Here is a 21,667-nt window from a genome sequence, read left to right on the forward strand (position 1 = left end):
GCCCGCCCGTCATGGAACGGCTGCTCAACGAGCGTGAGGCGATCTATACCCAATTTCATGGATCGTCCGCCGGGCCAGCACACTTTTTTCTCGATCAGAATGCTGAGGATTACGCCGCTTACTACACCGCCATGTACCTGATCCAAGATACCGGCGAGGCGATCTACACGCATGCCAAGCAGGGCTTCGCCGCGTCGAGCATGGCAGCCTACATCGAGTTCTGGGGCGTGATGCAAGCCACCCAGATCCAACAGGACGCCATCGTCGAACTTCGCCGCGCGATCGTCGGACCACAGCCAAGGCTCTCCCTTGGCCCGGGATGGAGGAAGCTCCGGGACTTTCGGAACCTCGTCGCGGGACACCCAGCCAACAGGTCCCACGGCGTCCCAGCCACTCAGCGCGCCTTCATGGGACGGACGCCCTACAGATACGATCGCCTGAGCTACGAGATGTTCGACGCCGCGGCGGCCAGAAACCCGTCGCCCGCCGCCGGACCTATCCCAGGGATCTCACACCCTGTCGTCGATCTGAGGCAGATGATCAGTGACTATGAATCCGAGGCGGTGCCGATTCTCGGCACTGTTCTCTCCTCGCTGCGCGCGCGTTGGCCCTGAAAGACGAGCATGTCCACTACCCCACGCAAGAAGCTCATCGAAGTCTCCATCCCGCTCGAGGCGATCAACGCTGCCTCGGCGCGGGAGAAGTCGATTCGTCACGGGCATCCCTCGACGCTGCACCTCTGGTGGGCGCGGCGCCCGTTGGCGGCGTGCCGGGCGGTGCTGTTCGCGCAGCTTGTGGACGATCCCTCCTCCTGGCCCGACCGCTTCCCCACGCCCGAGGCGGTAGAGGCGGAGCGGCGCCGACTGCACCACGTGATTGAGCGCCTGGTGCCCTGGGAGGCCTCGAACAACGAGGAGATCCTGAACGCGGCACGGTGGGAGATCGCGCGCAGCGTCGCCTGGGGCCTCGGCGAGGAGCCGCCGGCGAAGGAGGATGGCGCAGCCATCCTGGCCTACCTCCAGGCCAAGGCGCCGCCGGTCTATGACCCCTTCTCGGGCGGCGGCTCGATCCCGCTGGAGGCGCAGCGGCTGGGGCTGCGCGCCTATGGCAGCGACCTCAATCCTGTGGCGGTGCTGATCGGCAAGGCGCTGGTGGAGATCCCGCCGAAGTTCGCTGGCCTTCCGCCGGTGAACCCGGCGTCCCGCGCGGAGCGCGCGCGGGGCGGGCGCTGGCAGGGGCGCGGCGCGCAGGGGCTGGCCGAGGATGTGCGCTACTACGGCGCATGGATGCGGGAGGAGGCGGCGCGGCGCATCGGCCATCTCTATCCCGAGGCGACGCTGCCGGATGGCGGCAAGGCGACCGTCATCGCCTGGCTCTGGGCGCGGACGGTGCGCAGCCCGGATCCGGCGGCTAAGGGCGCGATGGTGCCGCTGGTATCGTCGTTCATGCTCTCGACCAAAGAGGGCAAGAAGACGTGGGTCGAGCCTCTGCTCGATCCCACCTCCCCCGATGGATGGCGGTTTGAGGTGCGAACCGGAAAGCTGAGCAAGGCAGACGAAGACCGCTTGAAGAGTGGGACGAAAACGGGGCGAGGCGGGTTCACTTGTGTTCTGACCGGTGCGGCGATCCCATTCGACTACGTTCGTAATGAGGCTGTTGGACAAGGACTCGGGCAGCGCTTGATGGCTGTCGTCGCGGAAGGTGCTCGATCGCGCATCTACTGCTCAGCCAGTCGGGACCAGGAAAGGGTTGCGCGATCTGCAGACCCGGCTTGGGGCCCCGAGGAGCTAGTTACGACCCCTAGTCACGATGTTGACCGTCTGCCGATGTATGGAATGCCGCGGTGGAGGGATGCCTTCACACCTCGCCAGCTTGTTGCGTTGACGACGTTCTCCGACCTGGTGGCTGAAGCGCGGGATACTGTACTGGCCGATGCGCGGGCAGCTGGACTACCTCATGATGGTCTAACGCTCGCCGAAGGAGGCAACGGAGCCGCTGCTTACGCCGACGCCGTCGCAACGTACCTTGCGTTCGTCATTAATCGCAGCGTGGATCGTGGATCGTCTATTTGCTCTTGGGACAGCAGCCCGAAGATGGAGGCGCTGCGCAATACGTTTGCCCGACAGGCACTGCAGATGACTTGGGATTTCGCAGAAGGTAGCCCATTCTCAAACTCGTCCGGCAACTTCATCTTCAATGTCGAATGGACCGCTGACGCGCTTAGCCGTGTCCCGGCGGTTGCGAATGGAGCGATCCACAACATAGATGCGGCCAAAAATTCCTTTCCGGTTCGACCAATACTTATCTCTACAGATCCACCATATTTCGATAACATCGGCTATGCGGATCTGTCCGATTTCTTCTACGTATGGATGCGCCATTCGCTTTCTGGCATTTGGCCTGACCTATTCCGTCGCCTGACTACACCCAAGGCTCGGGAACTGGTCGCTACTCCCTATCGGCACGGCGGAAAGAAGGAAGCGGAAGACTTCTTCATGCAGGGCATGTCGGAGGCGCTGGTCGCGATGCGCAAGGCAGCGATCGAGGACGCGCCGCTCGCCGTCTACTATGCCTTCAAGCAATCCGAGGCGGCGCAGGATGGAATCACCTCCGCCGGCTGGGCATCCTTTCTGCAAGCTGTGGTGGATGCCGGCCTTGCCTTGGACGGCACCTGGCCGGTGCGAACCGAGCTCGCAAACCGGATGATCGGCAGCGGCACCAACGCCCTCGCCTCGTCCATCGTTCTGGTGTGCCGAAAGCGCACGCAAGGTGCCAGCGTCGCAACCCGCGCCGAGTTTGTACGCGCCCTCAAGCGCGAGATGCCCGACGCCATTGCTGCCATCCGCAAGGCCGGCGTCGGCCCGGTGGACATGCAGCAATCCGTCATCGGCCCCGGCATGGGCGTCTTCACCCGCTTCGCCAAGGTGCTGGAGGATGACGACAGCGCCATGCCGGTGAAGACCGCGCTCTCCCTCATCAACCGCGTCTGGGACGAGATCGAGAACGAGCTCAGCGAGGCCTTCGACGCGCCGAGCCAGGTCGCGCTCGCCTGGTTTGCCACCTACGGCTTCGACGCCCGCCCCTCGGGCGAGCTCATCACGCTCGCCAACGCCAAGAACGTCCCGCTCGCCACACTCTTCGCTTCCGGCGTCTTCCAAGATTTGCGCGGAAAGGCCGGCCTCGTTGCGCGGGAGAACCTGCCCGCCGGCTGGTCCCCGACCAACGACAAGGCGCCCACGGTCTGGGAATGCGTGCAGCACACCATCCGCGTGCTGAACGCCGAAGACGGCGGCGCCGAGGCCGCCGCAGCGCTCGTCGCGCAGATGGGCCCTCGCGCCGAGGACGCCCGCGCGCTCGCCTACCGCTTGTTCGAGATCGCCACCCAGAAGGGCTGGGCCGCCGAGGCACTGGTCTACAACGCCCTGGCCCAGGAATGGCCGCGGCTCGCGGACATGGCGCCCGAGGTCATCGCGCGCGGCCCGGTGGCCGCGGCGCAAGCCTCGCTGTTCTGAAGGAGCCCGGCATGCGTTTTCGAGTGTTCGGCCCATTCACGATTCCGCGGAACACGAACGGCCTCATCTCGTTCAACAAGGACGCCAAGCGCGAGTTCTGGGAGGGCGTCGAGTCGGCGTGTGAGGGCGTCTCGTCAGGCTGCGGCTGCTACATCGTCGCGGCGGCTGGCGGGAACGGGGCCAAGCCCCACTATGTAGGCCTAACGGTACGGCGCTCGTTCAAGGCGGAGTGCTCCGCAGCCCACGTGATCAACCACTTCAATGAGGTTATCGCCGGGAAGCCCAAGCTTCGGCCGCAGCTCTTCCTCATCGCGAAGCTCACGCCAACCGGTCGCTTCGCAAAGCCGTCCTCGTCCGGACATGCCGACATCAGGTTTCTTGAGAACTACATGATTGGCCTGGCTCTCGACCGGAACCCGGAGCTGCGCAATCAGAAGCAGACCAAGCACCTGAAGGACCTCCACGTCGAAGGCTTCCTCAACACCGGCCAAGGCAAGCCGAGCCCGAGCGCGAGCAGCCTTCGAACTCTTCTCGGACGTAAGGCGGGCAAGAAGAAATGAGCGACGAAAAGGAAACGCTCCGCCGGGTGCAGGATGCCCTGTTCCACCTGCGCAAGGGGTTGGCGCCCTTCGTCGCCGCGCGGATGTCGCGCGCGCGCGGTCCCGACTGGCTGCGCCTGGCGAGCCGCGCGACGGGCGCTTCGCCGGATGAGGCGCTCGACGCCTATGGCCTGCTCAAGACGATGATCGACAACTGGCGCGATGCCTTCGACGAGGCGTTCAGCCGGAACGACAAGCACAAGGCCCGCAACTTCGCTTCCATGGCGCTCGAGGCGCGCAACGCTGCCTCGCACCTCGCCATCCCGATGGCCGATGACGAGGCGCTCCGCTACCTCGACGCCATCCATCAGCTTCTGCGCCTGGTGAAGGCGCCAGAAGCCGAGGTGGCCGAGGCGAAGAAGCTCTACGAGGCTCAGCGCCATGTCGGCGTTGCCGCGGCGCCCGCCACGCCGCAGCCCACGCCTGCGCCGCAGCGGCTGGAATTGCAGTCGGCGGATGGACCTGCGAAGGCCCTCAAGCCATGGATCGAGGTGGCGCTGCCCCACCCCGACGTCATCGCGAATCGATTTAAGGAGGCCGAGTTCGCCGCGGACCTCTTCGCGGTGGATGCGGGCCACGCGACAGACGGCTACGCCACGCCCGCGGACTTCTTCGGCATCACCTTCCTGACGGAAGGGCTGAAGCGCGTGCTGACCTCGGCGCTGCAGCGCCTGTCGGGCGCGGGTGGTGATCCGGTGATCGGCCTGCAGACCGCTTTCGGCGGCGGCAAGACGCACACCATGCTCGCCATCTATCACCTGGCGAAGCATCTGCGCGAAGGCGGCGACCCCGCCGCGCTCGGCGGCATGGCGCCCCTGGTCGAGAAGCTCGGAATTACTGCCTGGCCGAAGCCGCGCGTCGCCGTCTTCGTTGGTTCGTCGAAGGGGGCGGATGTCTCCTTGACCTTGGGTGGCGGCCCGCCCGTACGCACGCTGTGGGGCTACATCGCCTGGCGCCTGGCAGGTGAGGCTGGGCTGAAGCTGGTGGCGGAAGCCGAGGCTGCCCGCACCAACCCGGGCTCCGAATTGCTGGTCGCACTGTTCAAGCTGGCGGGACCGAGCGTCATTCTGCTCGACGAGCTGACGATGTTCGCGCGGCAGCTCGACGACGACCGCTTCGAGGCCTTCCTGTCCTTCATCCAGTCGCTGACCGAAGCGGCGAAGATGGTGCCGGGCATTCTCATTGTCGGGTCGCTGCCCGAGAGCCGTGCGGAAGCCGGTGGTCCGCGCGGCGTCGAGGCGCTGCTGCGGCTGGAGAAGGTCTTCGGCCGTGTCCAATCGGCCTGGCTGCCGGCCTCCGGCAACGAGACCTACGAGATCGTCCGTCGCCGCCTGTTCCAGCCGCTGGATGCGGATGGCGAGCGCGCCCGCGAGGAGACGATCAAGGCCTTCCACGATCTCTACAAGAAGAACCCCGCCGAGTTTCCGCCCGAGGCGAAGGAGCCGCGGTATCTCGAGCTGCTGCGCCTCTCCTACCCAATCCATCCGGAGCTGTTCGAGCGGCTGGCGAAGGACTGGTCCAGCCTCCAGAAGTTCCAGCGGACGCGCGACGTCATCCGCTTCATGGCGAACGTGGTCGGCGTGCTGTGGCACGGGCAGACGCGAGACCCGCTAATCACTCCGGCCCGCGTGCCGGTCGCGCATGAGAAGGTGCGCACAGGGGTGCTCTATCCCCTCGATCCGGCCTTTGGGTCTGTGGTCGACAAGGAGGTGGACGGCGACGGGGCGTTGCCGGCCCGTATGGAGGCCAATCCGTCCCGCCGAATCTCTCAGCTGCGGGCTGCCACGCGAGCGGCGCGCTCGGTCTTCCTGTGTTCAGCGCCGTCCGTCGGGCAGCCGAATGCGGGGCTGACAGGCCAGGGTTTGCGCTTGGCCTGCGCCGAGCCGGGCGATCAGCTGGCCATCTTCGGCGAGGCTCTACGCGAGCTCAGCGAGCGGGCGACCTACCTCTACGAAGAGGCCGGGCGCTACTGGTTCTCCACTCAGCCGACCCTGAACCGGCTGGCGGATGATCGGGCCAAGGCGTTCCTGGATCAGGTGCACGAGGTGGATGCCGAGATCGTTCGCCTCCTGACGGAGGATGCCGGGACAAAGGGCGGCTTCCATCGCGTCTTCGCCGCGCCCGATGACCCCGTGACGATCGATGAGGCACAGGCCCTATCCCTCGTCATCCTGGGGCCGAGCACGCCGCATGCCGGGAAGGGCGCGACGAAGTCGGCAGCGTCGGATGCGATCGCGGAGGCGCTGATGCGTTGCCGCGCGTCGCAGCGCCGCTTCCGCAACACGCTTCTGTTCGTCGCGGCTGACGAAGCGAACCTGGCGACGGCGCGCGAGGTGATCGCCAAGGCGATGGCCTGGGACTCCATCGTGAAGGACAGCCGCCTGCAGCAGCAGATGACGAATGCGCAGGAGGCGGACGCGAAGGACAAGGCGAAGACCCACGGTGACGGTGCGCGCCGTGCTGTCCGGTCCGCCTGGAGCCATGTCTTCTATCCGGTGAAGAGTGAGACGGCGGGAAAACCCTTCGACCTCGAGCACACGCTGATCTCGTCGCGCGACCGGGCCGCAATCCCGGCTGTCGTGTACGAGAAGGCGAAGGGCGACGGCATCGCGCTGGAGAAGCTCGGGACGGAGCGGCTTTGGCTGGCGCTGAGGCCTATATGGCCGGAGGACCGCGCCCATCTGCCGATCGCCGAAGTGGCGGATTGGTTTGCGTCCTACGTCTACCTCCCGCGGCTGCGGGATCGCGTCGTGCTAGAGAACACCATCCGCGACTCGGTGGCGAAGCTCGATCCCGAGTTCGGCTACGCCGATAGCTACGACGAGGCGACGGGGCGGTACCGCAACCTCGTCTGGGCGAAGAACCTCACCGAGCTCCCCTCCGCGAATGCGATCCTGGTGCGCGCAGCGGAAGCACGAGCTCAGCTCGCAGAGGCGCAGGCAAAGCCAGATGGAGTTCCCGCGGGCGCTGATCCGCGGCCGCATCCCGGATCAGGGAATGCGAATGGAGGGCGTGAGCCGACCGCCTCGCCCCCGACCTCGGCGCCACAGAAGCCGCGTCGCTTCTACGGTTCGGTCGAGATCGACATGGTCCGCCCGATGAAGTCGTTCGATGCGATCTTCAATGCGGTGGTCATGGAGTTGCAGCGGACAAGCGGTGCGAAGGTGAAGCTCACGCTGGAGATTGAAGGGGAGGCGCCGGAGGGATTCGACGAAAGCGAGGTCAGCGTCGTGCGTGACAACGCGAAGCAGCTGAAGTTTAGGCCTGAGTCGACGGGGTTTGAGGAGTAGAGCTCGCTTTCGCTCCGGAAGGCGCCGTCTTGTTCCTCCGCGAATAAGCGGCACGCACCGCCGGCATGTCGGCGCTCACCTTTGTTTTGTGGAGGGCGTCCAGCGCCTTCTGCGAGTAGCGGGGATGCTTCGACGCGCCGATCTTCAAGACCTTGAACGCCTCGGGATCGCTCTTGAGCCCGAGGTGATAGACCAACGCACTCGCCTCGAACTCATTCAAGGCCAGCTTCTTGGCCAGGTCCTTGAGACCAAGTGTGAAAATATCGGTGTCGTTCACTCGGCGGATCGCTATGGCGGCGCCTCCAGGCTCTCCATCCTTCGTGACCTTGACCGCGACGCCTTCCTGCTTCGAAAGCCGAAGGCTGAGGGTTGGGCCGCTACCGTCTGCGGTGATGTTGACCGCGGCGACACCTGGAAAAAGATCCTTCCAAGACCGACCCTGCCGAACGGCTTGTGAAAGCGCCTTCAGTTGCGCCGCGGTCGGTTGGCCTTCCTCGCCCTTGATCGCTCGATCCAGGATGGACATTGCGCGGAGGCGCTGCTCCGCGAGCTGCGCTTTCCGACTGCCTGGTCGCAGCAGTTGCCGGACCGCCTCGTGTTCCTGTGCGAATAGCGTCATCAGATCCACGGGCGGCGTGGTCGATACCGGAAGTACTCGCGCGGGCATCATGGACACGAGCTTCCGCCCAAAAACCTTGTCCAACAGGTCGCGAAACAAGGTCACGCCAGTTTGGGCATGGAGGTAAAGGCTGGCCTCCGAAAGGGTGACGAGGTGGTGCTGGGCTGCGTCCCGAAGGCTATTCAAGGCCTGCAGCGTAATCGACTGCTCCTCGGTCAAGAATGCAATTTTCGAATCGCTCAGCGCCCGTCGAACGCAGAGGGAGAAGCCAATCGTCTGGTTCTCGCGGCCCGTCTCGCGGATCGAACCACCCCGATGGAGGATCGCGGCCTTCAGCAGCATTTCGAAGGCGTGGTCCATCAGGATCAGTGTGGCTGCCACTCGCCCTCTCTCGTGGGGGCGATTGAACACCTCGATGCCGAGCAGGAGTGAGTCGCCCGCCTTGTCGAGAAGTTGCCGTGCCTCCCGCCGCATCCGGTTAGCGTTCCCTGATAGGTTGCTGGTTCGTTATAGCGGCGCGGCGGGCAGAAACGCCAAGGAGCCACGAATCGGAACCCTGAACCCAAAGAGTAACAGATCAGGAGGACGGAGTAGCGATGTGCTGCGACTGCCCCTCCCACTTCACCGGAAACGGCTGCATCAGGGCTGGCAGCGCCATTCCCTCCGGTTGCCGTCCGTCCAGGATCGCCTCGACGATGTCCGGTGCCAGTAGGGTCAGCCGCAGCACACGAGAGACGTAGGACGAGTTGATCTTCTCCGCCGCGGCCAGTTCGTTGATGGTGGAGAAGCGGCCCGTCTCCAGCATCCGCCGCCACCGGAACGCCCGCGCCACCGCCTTGATGAGCGTGATGTCCTGCCGGCGCTCCAGTGCCAGCACGCCCGGCGTGACCATCGCCTTCCGCCCGCCCCGTGGCTTCACCCGGAGCGGGATAACCACCGTGAGGGTCTGCGCCGCGTCGCTCACGCCGCCGCCCTCCCGGCTTCGGGCGCCTGGGCGGCCAGGTCGCGCACCAGGCTGCCGAGCCCGTCCAGCCGCAGCCGTACCGCGGCGCCCTCGGCCCGGACGTCGATGCGGTCCACCAGCAGCCGCACGATGCGCGCCCGTTCGGCGGGGAACAACTCGTCCCACAGTGGCTCGATCCGCTCCAGCGCCAACAGCACCTCCTGCTCCGTCACGTCCGGCGCTGTGGCGCGCGCCGCCCGCCAGGTGCCGACCACCATCTCCGGCTGCCGCAGCAGCGCGCGGACCTGAGCGACCACCGCCGCCTCGATCTCGCCGGCCGGAACCCGAGGGATTTTCGGCCGCTCCGTCGCGCCGACCTTCAGCACGCCCTGGCTGACATAGTAGCGGTACATCTGCCCGCCCCGGCCGCGGCTATGGCTCGGCGACATGGCGCGACCGTCGCTGTCGAAGATCAGCCCGCGCAGCAGCGGCGCGGTGGTGTTCCGTGTCCGGTTGACCCGCACGCGCGGGCTGACCTGTAGGACGGCGTGCACCGCGTCCCACTGCGTCTGCGCGACGATGGCGTCGTGCTCGCCGGGATAGGCCGTGCCCTTGTGCACCGCCTCGCCGAGATACACGCGGTTGCTCAGGATCCGGTAGACGTCGCTTTTCGTCAGCGGCCGGCCCCGCTTCGTGGTGGCACCCTCGGCGCGCAGCACCTGCACCAGCCTGGTGCAGGACTCCAGCTCCACGAAGCCCTGGAAGATCCGCCGCACCAGCGTGGCCTCGGCCTCGTTCACCATCAGTTTCCGCTCGCGCACGTCGTAGCCGAGCGGCACGAAGCCGCCCATCCACATGCCGCGCTTGCGCGACGCCGCCACCTTGTCGCGGATGCGCTCGCCGATGACCTCTCTTTCAAATTGCGCAAAGCTGAGCAGGATATTCAGTGTCAGCCGGCCCATGCTGGTCGTCGTGTTGAAGCTCTGCGTGACCGACACGAACGTCACATTGTTCGCATCGAACACCTCGACCAGCTTGGTGAAGTCAACCAGCGAGCGGCTCAAGCGATCGATCTTGTAGACCACCACCACATCCACCAGCCCCTCCTGGATGTCAGCGACGAGGCGCTTCAGGGCGGGGCGTTCGAGTGTTCCGCCGGAGATGCCACCGTCGTCGTAGCGGTCGCGGACGAGCACCCAGCCCTCGGCGCGCTGGCTGGAGATGTAGGCCTCGCAGGCCTCGCGCTGCGCGTCGAGGGAGTTGAACTCCATATCGAGGCCTTCCTCGCTCGACTTCCGGGTGTAGACCGCGCAGCGCAGCTTCCGGACGGTCGCCGGCATGGCGGCGGCCGGCTTCGCGTCCCGCTTCATGCCGCACTCCGGCTCGGGCGCAGCCCGAAGAACACGCGCCCGTTCCAGCGCGTGCCGGTGATGGCGCGGGCAATGGCGGAGAGCGACTGGTAGGGCTGGCCGCCGTACTCGTAGCCGGCGCGCGTCACCGTGACGATGTGCTCGACGCCCTGATACTCGCGGATCAGCTGCGTTCCGGCGATCGGCTTGTCCTCGCCGCGCATGCGGCGGACGCTGACCTTGCCGCCGTCGAGCTGCTCGCCGAGCGCCTCAAGCCGGGCCACCGTCTCTGGCTTCAGCCCGCCGTAGGCCAACTCCTGGATCCGGTAGGCGAGCCGGCTCTCCAGGAAGCGCCGGTTGTAGGGCGGCGGTTCCGTGCCGAAGAGCTCCCGCCACTGCTGCTTCAGCGCGGGCGTGGCGGCCGCCTTCAGGGCAGCGAGCCGGCCCAGCACGTCGGCCGGCGGGATGGCAGGTGCGGTGAACGCCGGCGGGGTGGCGGGCTTCGGCTTCGTGGTGCGCGTCATGCGTCTCTCCGGGTGGTCCGGTTTGCATGCAGGCGCTGGGCGGCCGGGAAGTGTAGCAACCGCTCTCCGCGGTCCGCAGCGTCGCGCGCAGCTTCCGCGGCAGCGCGGCTGCGCAGCCGCAGCAGGCCGCGCGCGAGAACGTCGCACACCTCGCGGAGGTGGGGTGGGAGGTGGTGATTGGTCGAGGTCGGCAGGGGCATCGCGATCCAACACGCATGGTCCTGCCTGTTATGTACGGATTTGGGGTGGTGCCGTTCTCACGGCACCACGCGAAGCACCCCGATCACGCCGCCTTCCGCTTTGCCTCCGACCCGAAGATGGCCCAGACATCGCGCAGCCGACGCTTCATCGTGCTCTCGTCGGGCACCCTGCCGCCCTTCTCGGCAAACCAGCCCTGCACATGCCGGATCAGGGCGCCGAAGGATTCCGGCACGCCCTCGAAGTAGATCAGACGGCACGCCTCGAGCCGAGCCGCGTCCCAATCATAGATCGCTTGCGAACCACGGGACGTCCCGATCTTCGTACCGATCGTGATGTCATCCAGCGCTTCTTCTGTGGCCGCGTAGCGCGCGAACTCCTCGTGGCGCACGCCGACCTCGTCACGAATGACGGTGTAGCCGCGATCCTCTTCGCTCGTGCTGACCAGGCGCCGATAGCAGCCCGGCTCGGCGGCCAGCCAGAAGATAGTCTGAGATCCATGCCGCAGAACGAACCAGGCATCGTCGGGCTTCAGGTCGACGAGACCTTGCATACGAAGGCGGTCATCCGGGATCGGCGCGGCATCACCATCGAGGGCGACCTCGTAATGGCCATCCTCCACCAGCAGGCCAGCCACGGCGGTGCATAACTGGATCTTCCGCTCAGATACCAGCACAGACATGTCGAGCAGCGACAGCCCAAGCCGCTCGCACACTTCGTCGATCTGATAGAAGACCTTCTTCTTCGGCGGGTTTGCCATCGCCTCCTCCCTCAACCAGCACGCATGCTGCGCAGGCGCCGATAGGCCAGCACGACACGACCCATGTCCTTGCGCATGTCGGGCGGCAGGCGCTCCGCCTCGACGAACAACGCGTCGAGTGGAATACCGAGAATCGCCGCGGCGCGCTGGACCACCTCATCGCTCGGTGGCCTGTCGAGATTGCGCTCGATCCGAGACCAGTAGCCAGGGGAGATGCCCATCCGCTCGGCCAGGTCATTGAGCCCGATCGCGAGCTCCGTGCGCCGGGCGCGCACCACATCGCCGAACGCCATCACACGCCTCCTTCCACCAAGCCGTAGCGCGACAGGCGCACGGCGATGAACCGCTCCGACACACCGAAATCGCCGGCCAGCGCCGCCAGCACGCCGGCCAGGACATCGGACGGATTGCCGGCCGCGACGATCGGACTGGCCGGTCGGCCCTGGTGCGGCCCGCGGCAAAGCCGGAGCCCTTCGCTGCGCGCATAGGCCAGCAATCGCGTGTGCAGCGGCACCGGCGGCGCCAGCAGAGCGCCCATGAATTCATTGGCGCGGGCCTCGGCGCCACGACCCTGGCGTTCGAGCGCCCGCGGGGAACTGGCCACCGCATGATAGCGCTGGTCTCCCCTGGCCAGCGCAGCCGGCACGTCGAACAGCAAATGGCCGAGCTCATGCGCCGCCGTGCTCAGCGCCAGGTCAGGGCGATTGGCTGTCATCGGTCCATTGACCGCGATGTAGGCCCAGCCCGGTTCGTGCGCATCGATGTCGCAGAGGCCGAGCACCGTGTGGCCGAACTCGTCGCGCAGCGCGCGGCCCAGCTCCCAGGACACGGACAGGCGCTGCTCGTTCACCTCGACCGCGCGACAGGCGTCGATCAGTGCCGGGAGGGTGAGCGCGAGGCTGTCGGGCTCGCGCGGGATCTGGCGTCGGACCTGGGCGGCGACGGTACGAATGGCTGGGGCAGCTGCGTCCTGGCGCGGGCTGAGCGCCGCGGCTGCGGGATAGGCGATCGCGATGGACATAGGAACCAGGTCCCTGGCTTAGAGATGATCGGGCAACAGTAAGTTCACTTTATGTTCCCGTCCGTGGAGGTGTCCAGCGGTCGCGACGGGAGGGGGTGCGGTGATCGCGGCGATCCCGCACCCCCTGGTGCGTAAGTGATTGATGGGCAGTGCTAACGCGTTGACTTGTTATGGGGTGCGATGATCGGCGGGGGCGTTCAACGCACCCCTGCGCACCCCCTTGCCCTAGCCGCACCCCCGACCGCGGCGCTGATCTCGGCTCATCGCAATCAACCGAGGCGGAAGGGCCGTGGGATGAGAGAGAAACAGAAATCGCAGGCACATCTTCCTGAAAGTTGGGATGAACGTCAGGTCCGCGTGGCTCTGGCGGCGGCTCGCTGCCACGCCGCGCGTTTCGCCCGACAGCGTCGCCTGGCCCGGGAGGACCGGGAGGACCTGACCCAGGACATCCTGCTGGTCATCCTCGAGGCGGGCCAGCGCTTCGACGCCACGCGGGCGTCCTGGGCCACCTTCGTTGCGGTGCTCGCGCGGCGTGCCGTCATCGAGCGGGCGCGGCAGCCATCGCCGCCGGCGTGCGTGTCCCTCGATGGCGAGTTCGCTGCCGACATCCGCAGTTCGCTCGCGGTGCCACAGGCGGATCCCGACATCGCCGTCGCGTTCGGGCGCGTCGGCGAGGATCTACCACCGGCACCGCGAGCGCTGCTGCGGCGGATCATCCTGCACCGTGATGTCGCAGCGGCGCGCGACGCCGGCGCTGTCTCTCCCGCCACTTTCTATCGCGAGCTGCACGACCTGCGCTGCTGGCTGCGTGCGCTCGGCGTGCGTCCTGCGGCGGCAGCACCCATGCGTGCGACGGCGCCGATGCGATCGGGGCCGTGAGAAGGATTTCGCGCAGATCCGTAAATAACAAAGTGAGCACCACGCGTCGAAGGGAGCCCCACACGATGCACTTCACATCCCCCGAATTGCTGTCGAACGAGATCCTGCTGAGCATCGAGGATCTGCTTGACGTCGTGCTGACCGAGAATGGGCTGTGCGACCGCTACGCCGATGCGTCGCCCGGCGAGGCGATCGTCTATCACATCGGCCTGCTGGCCCGCGATCGCGACAAGGTCGCGTCCGAACTGTCGGCCGAGCGCCGCGAGGATCTCGAAGCCGTCGCGCGGCGCGTCTGGGCGATGGCGGAAGCCGGTCTCGGTCATCTCGTGCAGCGCCGCGTCGCCGAGGGGCGCTGCGCCTATCTGCTGATCGTCCGGCCGCGGCCGCTCAGCGCCCGGAGCGCGGCCGGCTACGTGCTGGCCGACCTGCTCGGCCGGGAGGCGGCGTGATGGAAGCAGCCCGCCGCAACCAACCCACGATCGACGACACGCGCCTCCTGCCAATCGGCCAGGTGATCGACCTGCCGGCCGAGCATCTCGCCCTGCTGCAGGAGGAGGCGCGATCCCGTCTCGACATCGCCAAGCGCGCGCTCGACTGGATCGAGGGTGCCATCGCCATGCGCTACGAGCAGCGCGCCATCGGTGCCCGCGCCGCGGCCGGCAAGGATACCGGCACCGTCCGCTTCCAGGACGGCAACGTCGAGGTCACCGCCGATCTGCCGAAGAAGGTGGAATGGGACCAGCGCCGGCTCGCCGCGCTCGCCGAGCAGATCCGCGCCGGCGGTGAGGATCCCGGCGACTATGTCGAGGTCAGCTTCAAGGTGGCCGAGCGCGCCTATGCCGCCTGGCCGGAGCGCATTCGCGGCGCGTTCGAGCCGGCGCGTACGGTGCGCACGGGCAAGCCGACCTACCGGCTCACCATCCTCTCCGACACTGAGCGGCGCGACAGCCCGCACGCCGATGTCCCCGCGACCTTCGGGAGGATCGGCTAATGGCCCTGCGCATCATCACCGCCGACGAGCGGCTGGCCGAACCGCGCGGCGTCAAGGCCGTGATCTTCGGCAAGAGCGGCATCGGCAAGACCTCGTTGCTCTGGACGCTGCCCGCAGAGAGCACGCTGTTTATCGACCTCGAGGCCGGCGATCTCGCGGTGCAGGGTTGGTCCGGCTCCTCCATCCGACCGCGGACCTGGGAGGACTGCCGCGACCTCGCGCTGTTCCTCGCCGGGCCGAACCCCGCGCTACGCGACGAGCAGGCCTACTCGACCGCGCAGCACGCTCGCGTGCTGCAGGAGTACGGTGATCCCGCGACGACGGAACGCTTTTCGACGATCTTCGTCGACAGCATCACGGTCGCGGGGCGGCTGTGCTTCCAGTGGTGCCGCGGCCAGCCCGAGGCGTTCTCTGAGCGCACCGGTAAGCCCGATGTGCGCGGCGCCTACGGGCTGCACGGGCGAGAGATGATCGCCTGGCTCACGCATCTGCAGCACGCGCGCGGCCGCAACGTGATCTTCGTCGGCATCCTCGACGAGCGCACCGACGACTTCAACCGCAAGGTCTTCGCGCCGCAGATCGACGGCAGCAAGACCGGCCAGGAACTGCCGGGCATCGTCGACCAGGTCATCACCATGGCCGAGGTCAAGGACGAGGCAGGCGCGCCGCACCGCGCGCTGGTCTGCCAGACCATCAATCCCTGGGGTTTCCCGGCCAAGGACCGCTCCGGCCGCCTCGACCTGATCGAGCCGCCGCATCTCGGCCGCCTGTTCGAGAAGATCGCCGGGCCCGCGCGCCCGCCGGCAGAGCGCCTCGCCTTGTCAGCGCCGACGCTCGCCGTCCCCGACACCTCCTCCACCACGCCCAGCACCTGACGGAGATCCCGCATGGCTTCCTGGAACGACTACAACGACGCGCGCCAGAACCCGAACCTAATCCCCAAGGGCACCATCGCGAAGGTCCGGCTGACGATCCGCCCGGGCGGCTTCGATGATCCGAGCCAGGGCTGGACCGGCGGCTACGCCACGCGGGGCAGCACCGGCGCCGTGTACCTCAACGGCGAATTCACCGTGTCGGAGGGACCCTACGCCAAGCGCAAGATCTTCACGCTGATCGGCCTCTACAGCCCGAAGGGCCCGGACTGGGCCAACATGGGCCGCTCCTTCGTGCGGGGGATGCTCAACTCCGCGCGCGGCATCTCCGACAAGGATGTCTCGCCCCAGGCGCAGGCGGCCCGGCGCATCGGCGGCTTCGCGGATCTCGATGGCCTCGAGTTCGTCGCCAAGGTCGATATCGGCACAGACGCCAACGGCGAGGAGAAGAACGAGATCCGCATGGCGGTGACGCCCGACCACCGCGGCTATGCCGAGGCGATGGGCGCACACCGCATGTCCGCCACGGCGCCGGCCTACACGCCGCCGGCGCAGCCGCCCAGCCAACCGGCTGCGCCGATCCCCCACGGCGCCTTTCCCGCCGCGGCCTCCGCGCCGCCCGCCGGCAACGACCCGCGCCCGGCCTGGGCGCGCTGAGGGGAGGCCCGGCACGCATGCTGCTCCGGCCGCGACAGAAGGTCTTCGTCGAGCGCAGCCTGCGTGCGCTCGGCGAGCACGGCAACACGCTCGGCGTCGCCCCGACCGGCGCCGGCAAGACGATCATGCTGTCGGCGGCGGTGGGCGAGCACATCGATGGCAGTGCCGCCAAGGCCGCCGTCCTCGCGCATCGGGATGAGCTGACGGCACAGAACCTGGCGAAGTTCCGCCGCGTGAATCCCGACGTCATCACCTCGGTCGTGGATGCGGGCCAGAAGTCATGGGCCGGCCAGGTCACCTTTGCCATGGTGCCGACGCTGACGCGCGCGGCGAACCTCGACGCGATGCCGGCGCTGGACCTGCTGGTGATAGACGAGGCGCATCACGCCGTCGCCGACAGCTACCGCCGCATCATCGATCGGGCGCTGCAGCGGAATCCGGACTGCCGGATCTATGGCGTCACCGCCACGCCGAACCGCGGCGACAAGGTCGGGCTGCGCCAGGTGTTCTCGAACGTCGCCGACCAGATCCGGCTCGGCGAGCTGATCGCCTCCGGCCACCTGGTGCCGCCGCGCACCTTCATCATCGATGTCGGTGTGCAGGACGAGCTGCGCGCGGTGCGGCGCAGCGGCGACGATTTCGACATGGGCGCGGTCGCCCGCGTCATGGACACGGTGCCGGTCACCGACGCGGTCGTGAAGCACTGGCAGGAGAAGGCCGGCGGCCGCCAGACGGTGGCGTTCTGCTCCACCGTCGCCCATGCGGAGCATGTCGCCGCTGCCTTCAACGCAGCCGGCGTCCCCACCGTCTTGGTGACCGGCGACATGCCCGAGGGGGAGCGGCGCTCCGTCCTGGCCGCCTACGCCAGGGGCGAGGCGCGCATCGTCGTCAACGTGGCAGTACTGACCGAGGGCTGGGATCACCCGCCAACCTCCTGTGTCGTGCTGCTCCGGCCGAGCTCCTTCAAATGCACCATGATCCAGATGGTCGGCCGCGGGCTGCGCACCGTGGATCCCAACGAACATCCCGGCATCGTCAAGCGCGACTGCATCGTGCTCGACTTCGGCACCTCCTCGCAGATCCATGGCTGCCTGGAGCAGGACGTCGATCTCGATAGCCAGCCCGGCGAGGGCGAGCCGCCCACCAAGGCCTGCCCCTCCTGCGACGCCGAGGTGCCGATCGCGGTGATGGAGTGCCCGATCTGCGGTCACGCCTTCGAGCCCCGCGGGCGCGAGACGGCGCCGCTCGCCGACTTCATCATGACGGAGATCGACCTCCTCCGCCGCTCCGCCTTCCAGTGGTGCGACCTGTTCGGCGACGACGCCGCGCTGCTGGCCAATGGCTTCAACGGTTGGGCCGGTATCTTCTTCCTGAACGGGGCGTGGCACGCGGTCGGCGGGGCGAAGGAGGAGCGGCCGCGCCTGCTGTCCATCGGTGAGCGGCTGGTGGCGCTGGCCGCGGCCGACGACTGGCTGAACACCCACGAGAGCGACGAGAGCGCCCATAAGAGCCGGCGCTGGCTGCGCGAGCCGCCGACCGAGCGGCAGCTGATTCACCTGCCCCCGGCAGCCCGGGCCGATCTCGGCATGACACGCTACCAGGCCTCGGCGCTGCTGACCTTCAAGTTCAACCGCCAGGCCATCCAGCATCTCGTGCGCAGCGCCCAGCCCGCGGCGCTGAGGCAGGCAGCATGAGTCATGATCCGCGCCCCCGAGATGCCCTGCGCGGTCTGCTCCCGCCCGGCGCGTGGCTTTGGCTGGTTCGACCCGGCGCCACGGAAGAAGCCGCGGCCCTCGGCCTGCTTCTGCTGCATCGCTTGCCAGGGCTTCTGGTCGCGCTTGGCGGGGAGGTCGTCCGCCGTGGTTGACCTCACCGAGCAGGAGAAGGCCGCCATGCGGGCCGCGCTGCGCCCCCTGGGCGAGATCATGGCTGAGATCGGCTGGGGCACGCGGCTCCAGGACCTCACCGGGCCGCAAGTGCTGACGTTGATCGAGGTTGCGGTCGGCGCCTTCCAGGAGGCGATGCAGGCGATTGCCCGCGGCCAGACCATCGAGGAGCTGTCCCTCTGATGCTCGACTTCAACAGCCGGGGTCAGACCGCCCTGTACGTCAACGCGGCGATCGACGCGGCCCTGGTCGCACGCCAGGCCGCCACCCCACCACGGACCTATCTCGGCGGCTCCCGGCTCGGCCATTCCTGCGAGCGCGCCCTGCAGTTCGAATTCCTGCAGGCCCCGAAGGATGAGGGTGCGGAATTCGACGGGTGGATCCTGCGCATCTTCGGCATCGGCCACGCGCTGGAGGATGTCGCGGTCGATTGGCTGCGCGCCGCCGGCTTCGATCTCTACACCCGCAAGGGCAACCGGCCGGATGGCGATCAGTTTGGCTTTGCCGTGGCGGGCGGACGCATCCGTGGCCATGTGGACGGCATCCTCGCCGGTGGCCCCGCGATCCCCGGGATGGCCTTCCCCGCTCTGTGGGAATGCAAGACCATGAGCGCCAAGGCCTGGCGGGAGACGTCGAGCAAGGGCGTCGCCTCGGCCAAGCCGATCTATGCGGCGCAGATCGCGGTCTACCAAGCCTATATGGACGCGACGGTGCCCGGCGTCGCCGACCATCCGGCGCTGTTCACCGCCATCAACAAGGATACCGCCGAGCTGCACCACGAGCTGGTGCCCTTCGATGCAGCGCTGGCGCAGCGCATGTCGGACCGGGCGGTGCGGGTGCTCAGGGCGTGCGACGCAGGCGACCTGCTGCCGCGCATCGCCGCGCAGCCTGACTTCTATGAATGTCGCTTCTGCCCCTGGGCCAAGCGCTGCTGGGCGCAGCCGGCATGAGCGCCTGGGGCGATTTCAACGATGCGCCGAGCCTGCCCTGGGAGGAGGAGGGATCGGCGATCAACCACGGCGCCATCGCGACCTTCCTCGAGGTGGTGTTCGGCTATTGCGACGGGCTGATCCCCATCCGCGGCTTCGTCGATCAGGGACAGGGCCTCGAGACGCGCCCGCACAACATCTGGATCCCGGCCGACGCTGCTGCCGCGGAGCTGCTTGGCACCTACGCGAACTGGGCGGCGCGCGAGGGCACGGCGGTCTATGTCATCCCCGGCACGGTGGCCGAGCAGGGTCAGGCCCGCGCCGAGCATGTGCGGCAGATGCAGGCCGTTGTCGTCGATCTCGATACCGGCGACGTCGAGGCGAAGCTCGCGCATCTTATCCAGCACCTCGGACCGCCGACGCTGGTGGTGCAGAGCGGAGGTCGCACGGCCGAGGGTGCCGCCAAGCTGCATGCCTGGTGGCGGCTGACGGAACCCGCGGAGGGGCAGGACCTGATCCGGCTCTGTGCCCTGCGCGGGGAGATGGCCGACAAGGTCGGCGGCGATCCGCATTTCCGCTCCGCGCATCAGCCGATCCGAGTGCCCGGCACGCTGTATCGCAAGGGTGGTGCCGAGCGCGTCGTCAGCATCCGCCAGCATCATGCCGAGCGCGAGGTGGATCTCGCCGAGTTCGCCGAGGCGGTCGCCGCCATGCCCTTTCTGCCGGGGCAGGAGCGTCATCACAGCCTGGCACAGGGCGAACGGCCGAGCCTCGACGCCATCCTCACCACCCCTGTCCGCGAGGGCGCCCAGGATGGCTGGACGCGCTTCCAGGGCGCCAGCGCCGCCATCGGGCACTTCATTCGGCAGGTCCACGAAGGGCGGCTCAACCGAGATCAGGGCTGGGAGGCGATCTGCGGTTACAACGCCGCCTGCCTGCGCCCAGCCTGGCCGCTCGATCGCCTCAAGGCCGAGGCCGACGCGTTGTGGGCGCTCCATGTCGATCGCAACGGGCCGCCGCTGCTCAGAGCTGATGGCGCGGCTCCCGCTTCCGTCCCGGCGCATACGCTCGGTGCCCTGCTCGACGACACCTCGCCCATGCCGGACGACCTGATCGGTCCCCGCGTGCTGACACCCGGCGGCATGCTGGTGCTCGGCGGCGCGCCCAAGGTCGGCAAGTCCGACTTCCTGATCAGCCTGCTGGTGCACGCCGCTGCTGGCGCGCCGTTTCTCCGGTTCACCGCGGCGCGGCCACTACGCGTCTTCTATCTGCAGGCGGAGATCCAATACCACTACCTCCGCGAACGCCTGCAGCAACTCCGGCTCGACCGCGACGTCGTCGCCCGTGCGCGCGACACCCTCGTCGTCACCCCGAAGCTGCGCATGCTGCTCGACGAGCAGGGTGTGCCCCTCGTCGCCGCTGCCATCCGCCAGGCCTTCCCCGACGCGCCGCCGGACGTGATCTGCATCGACCCGATCCGCAATCTCTTCGATGGCGGGCCAGGCGGCGAGGGCGAGAACGACAATGCGGCGATGCTGTTCTTCCTGCAAAGCCGCGTCGAGGCGCTGCGCGACCAGGTCGGGCCCCAGGCGGGCATCATCCTCGCCCACCACACCAAGAAGCTCGCGAAGCACCAGGTGAAGGACGATCCTTTCCTGTCGCTGTCCGGCGCCAGCGCGCTGCGCGGCTTCTACACCTCGGGGATGATCCTCTTTCGGCCCGACGAGGAGGAGACGCCGCGCGAGCTGCATGTCGAACTCCGCAACGGGCCTGCGCTCTCACCGCTGCTGATCGACAAGGCCTCCGGGCGCTGGGTGGAGTTGGACCGCCGGGCGGAACGCCTGGTGCGGAAGGACATCGGCCGCAAGCTCGATGCGGAGCGCACCCGCCGCCACGACGTGATCCTCCGCCTCATCGCCGAGGAGGCGGAGGAGGGTCGGCTCTGCACCGCGAACGCCTTCGCGTCGAAGTTCGAGAACAAGCATGGACTGGGCGGCAAGGACAACATCCGCGAGCGGATCGGCGTCCTGGCGACCAAGGGCTACATCAAGTACCGGCGTGATGCCCGCGACCTCGGGCAGCCCTACACCAAGTCGAAGAACGGCTACCTCGTCGTCCAGGAGATGCTCCTCGCCACCGGGGAGGAGATCATCGATCCGGAGACCGGCGAGATCATCCCGGCCACCGTCCGGGTGCTCCCGAGCCACTTCCAGTGCCCCCAGAGCGAGGCGCTGCTCGAGGTCGAGAACCCCGAGGTGTGGGTGTTGCACGACCTCGAGGAAGGGGCGGCCTGATGCGATCGGACCGTAACGGCACTGACCGAAACTGCTCCCGAATCTGCACAGTTTCGGTCCGAATCTGCTCCCCCGCCAAAACTGCCAAACTGCTTTTCGCCAATCGGATCAATGACTTCTGGCCGAACGCAGTTTCGCGTAACGAATCTGCTCGAAACTGCTCCGAATCTGCTTTTTCCGATTTCAAATCAGTGACTTGGAGCAGTTTGGCAGATTCGGTTTTTCGCCTCCCCCTACGGGGGGTGTGCGTGCGCGCCTCAACGGCGCACGCACACCACACCTCGGGCGCCTGGTTCGGGTTCGGGGACCACCCCCCACCAGGGCCATTTCGACCCCAAGCCGGG

20 protein-coding genes are annotated in these 21,667 nt (G+C 67.5%); 13 read left to right on the forward strand and 7 right to left on the reverse strand.

Annotation, left to right across the window (positions count from 1 at the left end):
* Window positions 1-11: 11 nt before the first annotated feature.
* From GXW76_RS05940 to GXW76_RS05955, 4 genes are read left to right on the forward strand one after another with little or no spacing between them, the layout of a single operon-like run.
* Complete coding sequence (locus tag GXW76_RS05940; protein ID WP_211861074.1) at window positions 12-614, forward strand: hypothetical protein; 603 nt, start codon at window positions 12-14, stop codon at window positions 612-614.
* A gap of 9 nt (window positions 615-623) precedes the next feature.
* Entirely contained in the window at window positions 624-3,512 is a 2,889-nt protein-coding gene (locus GXW76_RS05945) for a DUF1156 domain-containing protein (protein ID WP_211861075.1), read from the forward strand.
* An 11-nt stretch (window positions 3,513-3,523) separates the two neighbouring features.
* Window positions 3,524-4,072, forward strand: a complete 549-nt coding sequence (locus GXW76_RS05950) for a hypothetical protein (protein ID WP_211861076.1) — start codon at window positions 3,524-3,526, stop codon at window positions 4,070-4,072.
* Window positions 4,069-7,401 carry a DUF499 domain-containing protein gene (locus GXW76_RS05955; RefSeq protein ID WP_211861077.1) on the forward strand — a complete coding sequence of 1,111 codons (3,333 nt, stop codon included), beginning with the start codon at window positions 4,069-4,071 and terminating at the stop codon, window positions 7,399-7,401. The genes GXW76_RS05950 and GXW76_RS05955 overlap by 4 nt, the downstream gene beginning before the upstream one ends.
* On the opposite strand, the gene GXW76_RS05960 is transcribed toward GXW76_RS05955, so the two are convergent.
* From GXW76_RS05960 to GXW76_RS05990, 7 genes are all read right to left on the reverse strand, one after another.
* Window positions 7,370-8,494, reverse strand: coding sequence for a DUF3644 domain-containing protein (locus GXW76_RS05960; protein WP_338150897.1), 1,125 nt, complete (start codon window positions 8,492-8,494; stop codon window positions 7,370-7,372). The two genes, GXW76_RS05955 and GXW76_RS05960, sit on opposite strands and share 32 nt — an antisense overlap.
* A 103-nt stretch (window positions 8,495-8,597) precedes the next feature.
* Complete coding sequence (locus GXW76_RS05965; RefSeq protein WP_211861079.1) at window positions 8,598-8,984, reverse strand: hypothetical protein; 387 nt, start codon at window positions 8,982-8,984, stop codon at window positions 8,598-8,600.
* Window positions 8,981-10,333: a recombinase family protein gene (locus tag GXW76_RS05970; protein ID WP_211861080.1), complete on the reverse strand. Its 1,353-nt coding sequence runs from the start codon at window positions 10,331-10,333 to the stop codon at window positions 8,981-8,983. Before GXW76_RS05970 ends, GXW76_RS05965 begins: the two co-directional genes overlap by 4 nt.
* Window positions 10,330-10,836, reverse strand: coding sequence for a DUF2924 domain-containing protein (locus GXW76_RS05975; RefSeq protein ID WP_211861081.1), 507 nt, complete (start codon window positions 10,834-10,836; stop codon window positions 10,330-10,332). The genes GXW76_RS05970 and GXW76_RS05975 overlap by 4 nt, the downstream gene beginning before the upstream one ends.
* A gap of 283 nt (window positions 10,837-11,119) precedes the next feature.
* Window positions 11,120-11,794, reverse strand: coding sequence for a hypothetical protein (locus GXW76_RS05980; protein WP_211861082.1), 675 nt, complete (start codon window positions 11,792-11,794; stop codon window positions 11,120-11,122).
* A gap of 11 nt (window positions 11,795-11,805) precedes the next feature.
* Entirely contained in the window at window positions 11,806-12,087 is a 282-nt protein-coding gene (locus GXW76_RS05985) for a helix-turn-helix domain-containing protein (protein WP_211861083.1), read from the reverse strand.
* Window positions 12,087-12,815: an ImmA/IrrE family metallo-endopeptidase gene (locus GXW76_RS05990; RefSeq protein ID WP_211861084.1), complete on the reverse strand. Its 729-nt coding sequence runs from the start codon at window positions 12,813-12,815 to the stop codon at window positions 12,087-12,089. Before GXW76_RS05990 ends, GXW76_RS05985 begins: the two co-directional genes overlap by 1 nt.
* 294 nt (window positions 12,816-13,109) lie before the next feature.
* On the opposite strand from GXW76_RS05990, the gene GXW76_RS05995 reads away from it, so the two are divergent.
* From GXW76_RS05995 to GXW76_RS06035, 9 genes are all read left to right on the forward strand, one after another.
* On the forward strand, window positions 13,110-13,694 hold the full coding sequence (locus tag GXW76_RS05995) for a sigma factor (protein ID WP_211861085.1): 585 nt from the start codon (window positions 13,110-13,112) through the stop codon (window positions 13,692-13,694).
* A 65-nt stretch (window positions 13,695-13,759) separates the two neighbouring features.
* The gene (locus GXW76_RS06000) at window positions 13,760-14,143 is read left to right on the forward strand and encodes a hypothetical protein (RefSeq protein WP_211861086.1); all 384 of its coding nucleotides are present in this window, start codon (window positions 13,760-13,762) and stop codon (window positions 14,141-14,143) included.
* Window positions 14,143-14,685, forward strand: a complete 543-nt coding sequence (locus tag GXW76_RS06005; protein WP_211861087.1) for a hypothetical protein — start codon at window positions 14,143-14,145, stop codon at window positions 14,683-14,685. Before GXW76_RS06000 ends, GXW76_RS06005 begins: the two co-directional genes overlap by 1 nt.
* Window positions 14,685-15,560 (forward strand): ATP-binding protein, encoded by an 876-nt coding sequence (locus GXW76_RS06010; RefSeq protein ID WP_211861088.1) that lies wholly within the window; start codon window positions 14,685-14,687, stop codon window positions 15,558-15,560. Before GXW76_RS06005 ends, GXW76_RS06010 begins: the two co-directional genes overlap by 1 nt.
* 12 nt (window positions 15,561-15,572) lie before the next feature.
* On the forward strand, window positions 15,573-16,214 hold the full coding sequence (locus tag GXW76_RS06015; RefSeq protein ID WP_211861089.1) for a hypothetical protein: 642 nt from the start codon (window positions 15,573-15,575) through the stop codon (window positions 16,212-16,214).
* A 17-nt stretch (window positions 16,215-16,231) separates the two neighbouring features.
* A complete protein-coding gene (locus GXW76_RS06020; RefSeq protein ID WP_211861090.1) occupies window positions 16,232-17,908 on the forward strand; it encodes a DEAD/DEAH box helicase in 1,677 nt (558 codons plus the stop codon).
* A 3-nt stretch (window positions 17,909-17,911) separates the two neighbouring features.
* The gene (locus GXW76_RS06025) at window positions 17,912-18,283 is read left to right on the forward strand and encodes a DUF6511 domain-containing protein (RefSeq protein WP_211861091.1); all 372 of its coding nucleotides are present in this window, start codon (window positions 17,912-17,914) and stop codon (window positions 18,281-18,283) included.
* A complete protein-coding gene (locus GXW76_RS06030; RefSeq protein WP_211861092.1) occupies window positions 18,283-19,050 on the forward strand; it encodes a hypothetical protein in 768 nt (255 codons plus the stop codon). Before GXW76_RS06025 ends, GXW76_RS06030 begins: the two co-directional genes overlap by 1 nt.
* Complete coding sequence (locus GXW76_RS06035; protein ID WP_246513963.1) at window positions 19,002-21,323, forward strand: AAA family ATPase; 2,322 nt, start codon at window positions 19,002-19,004, stop codon at window positions 21,321-21,323. Before GXW76_RS06030 ends, GXW76_RS06035 begins: the two co-directional genes overlap by 49 nt.
* Window positions 21,324-21,667: the final 344 nt, after the last annotated feature.

It is taken from the genome of Neoroseomonas soli (assembly GCF_018129065.1).
Taxonomy (GTDB): domain Bacteria; phylum Pseudomonadota; class Alphaproteobacteria; order Acetobacterales; family Acetobacteraceae; genus Neoroseomonas; species Neoroseomonas soli.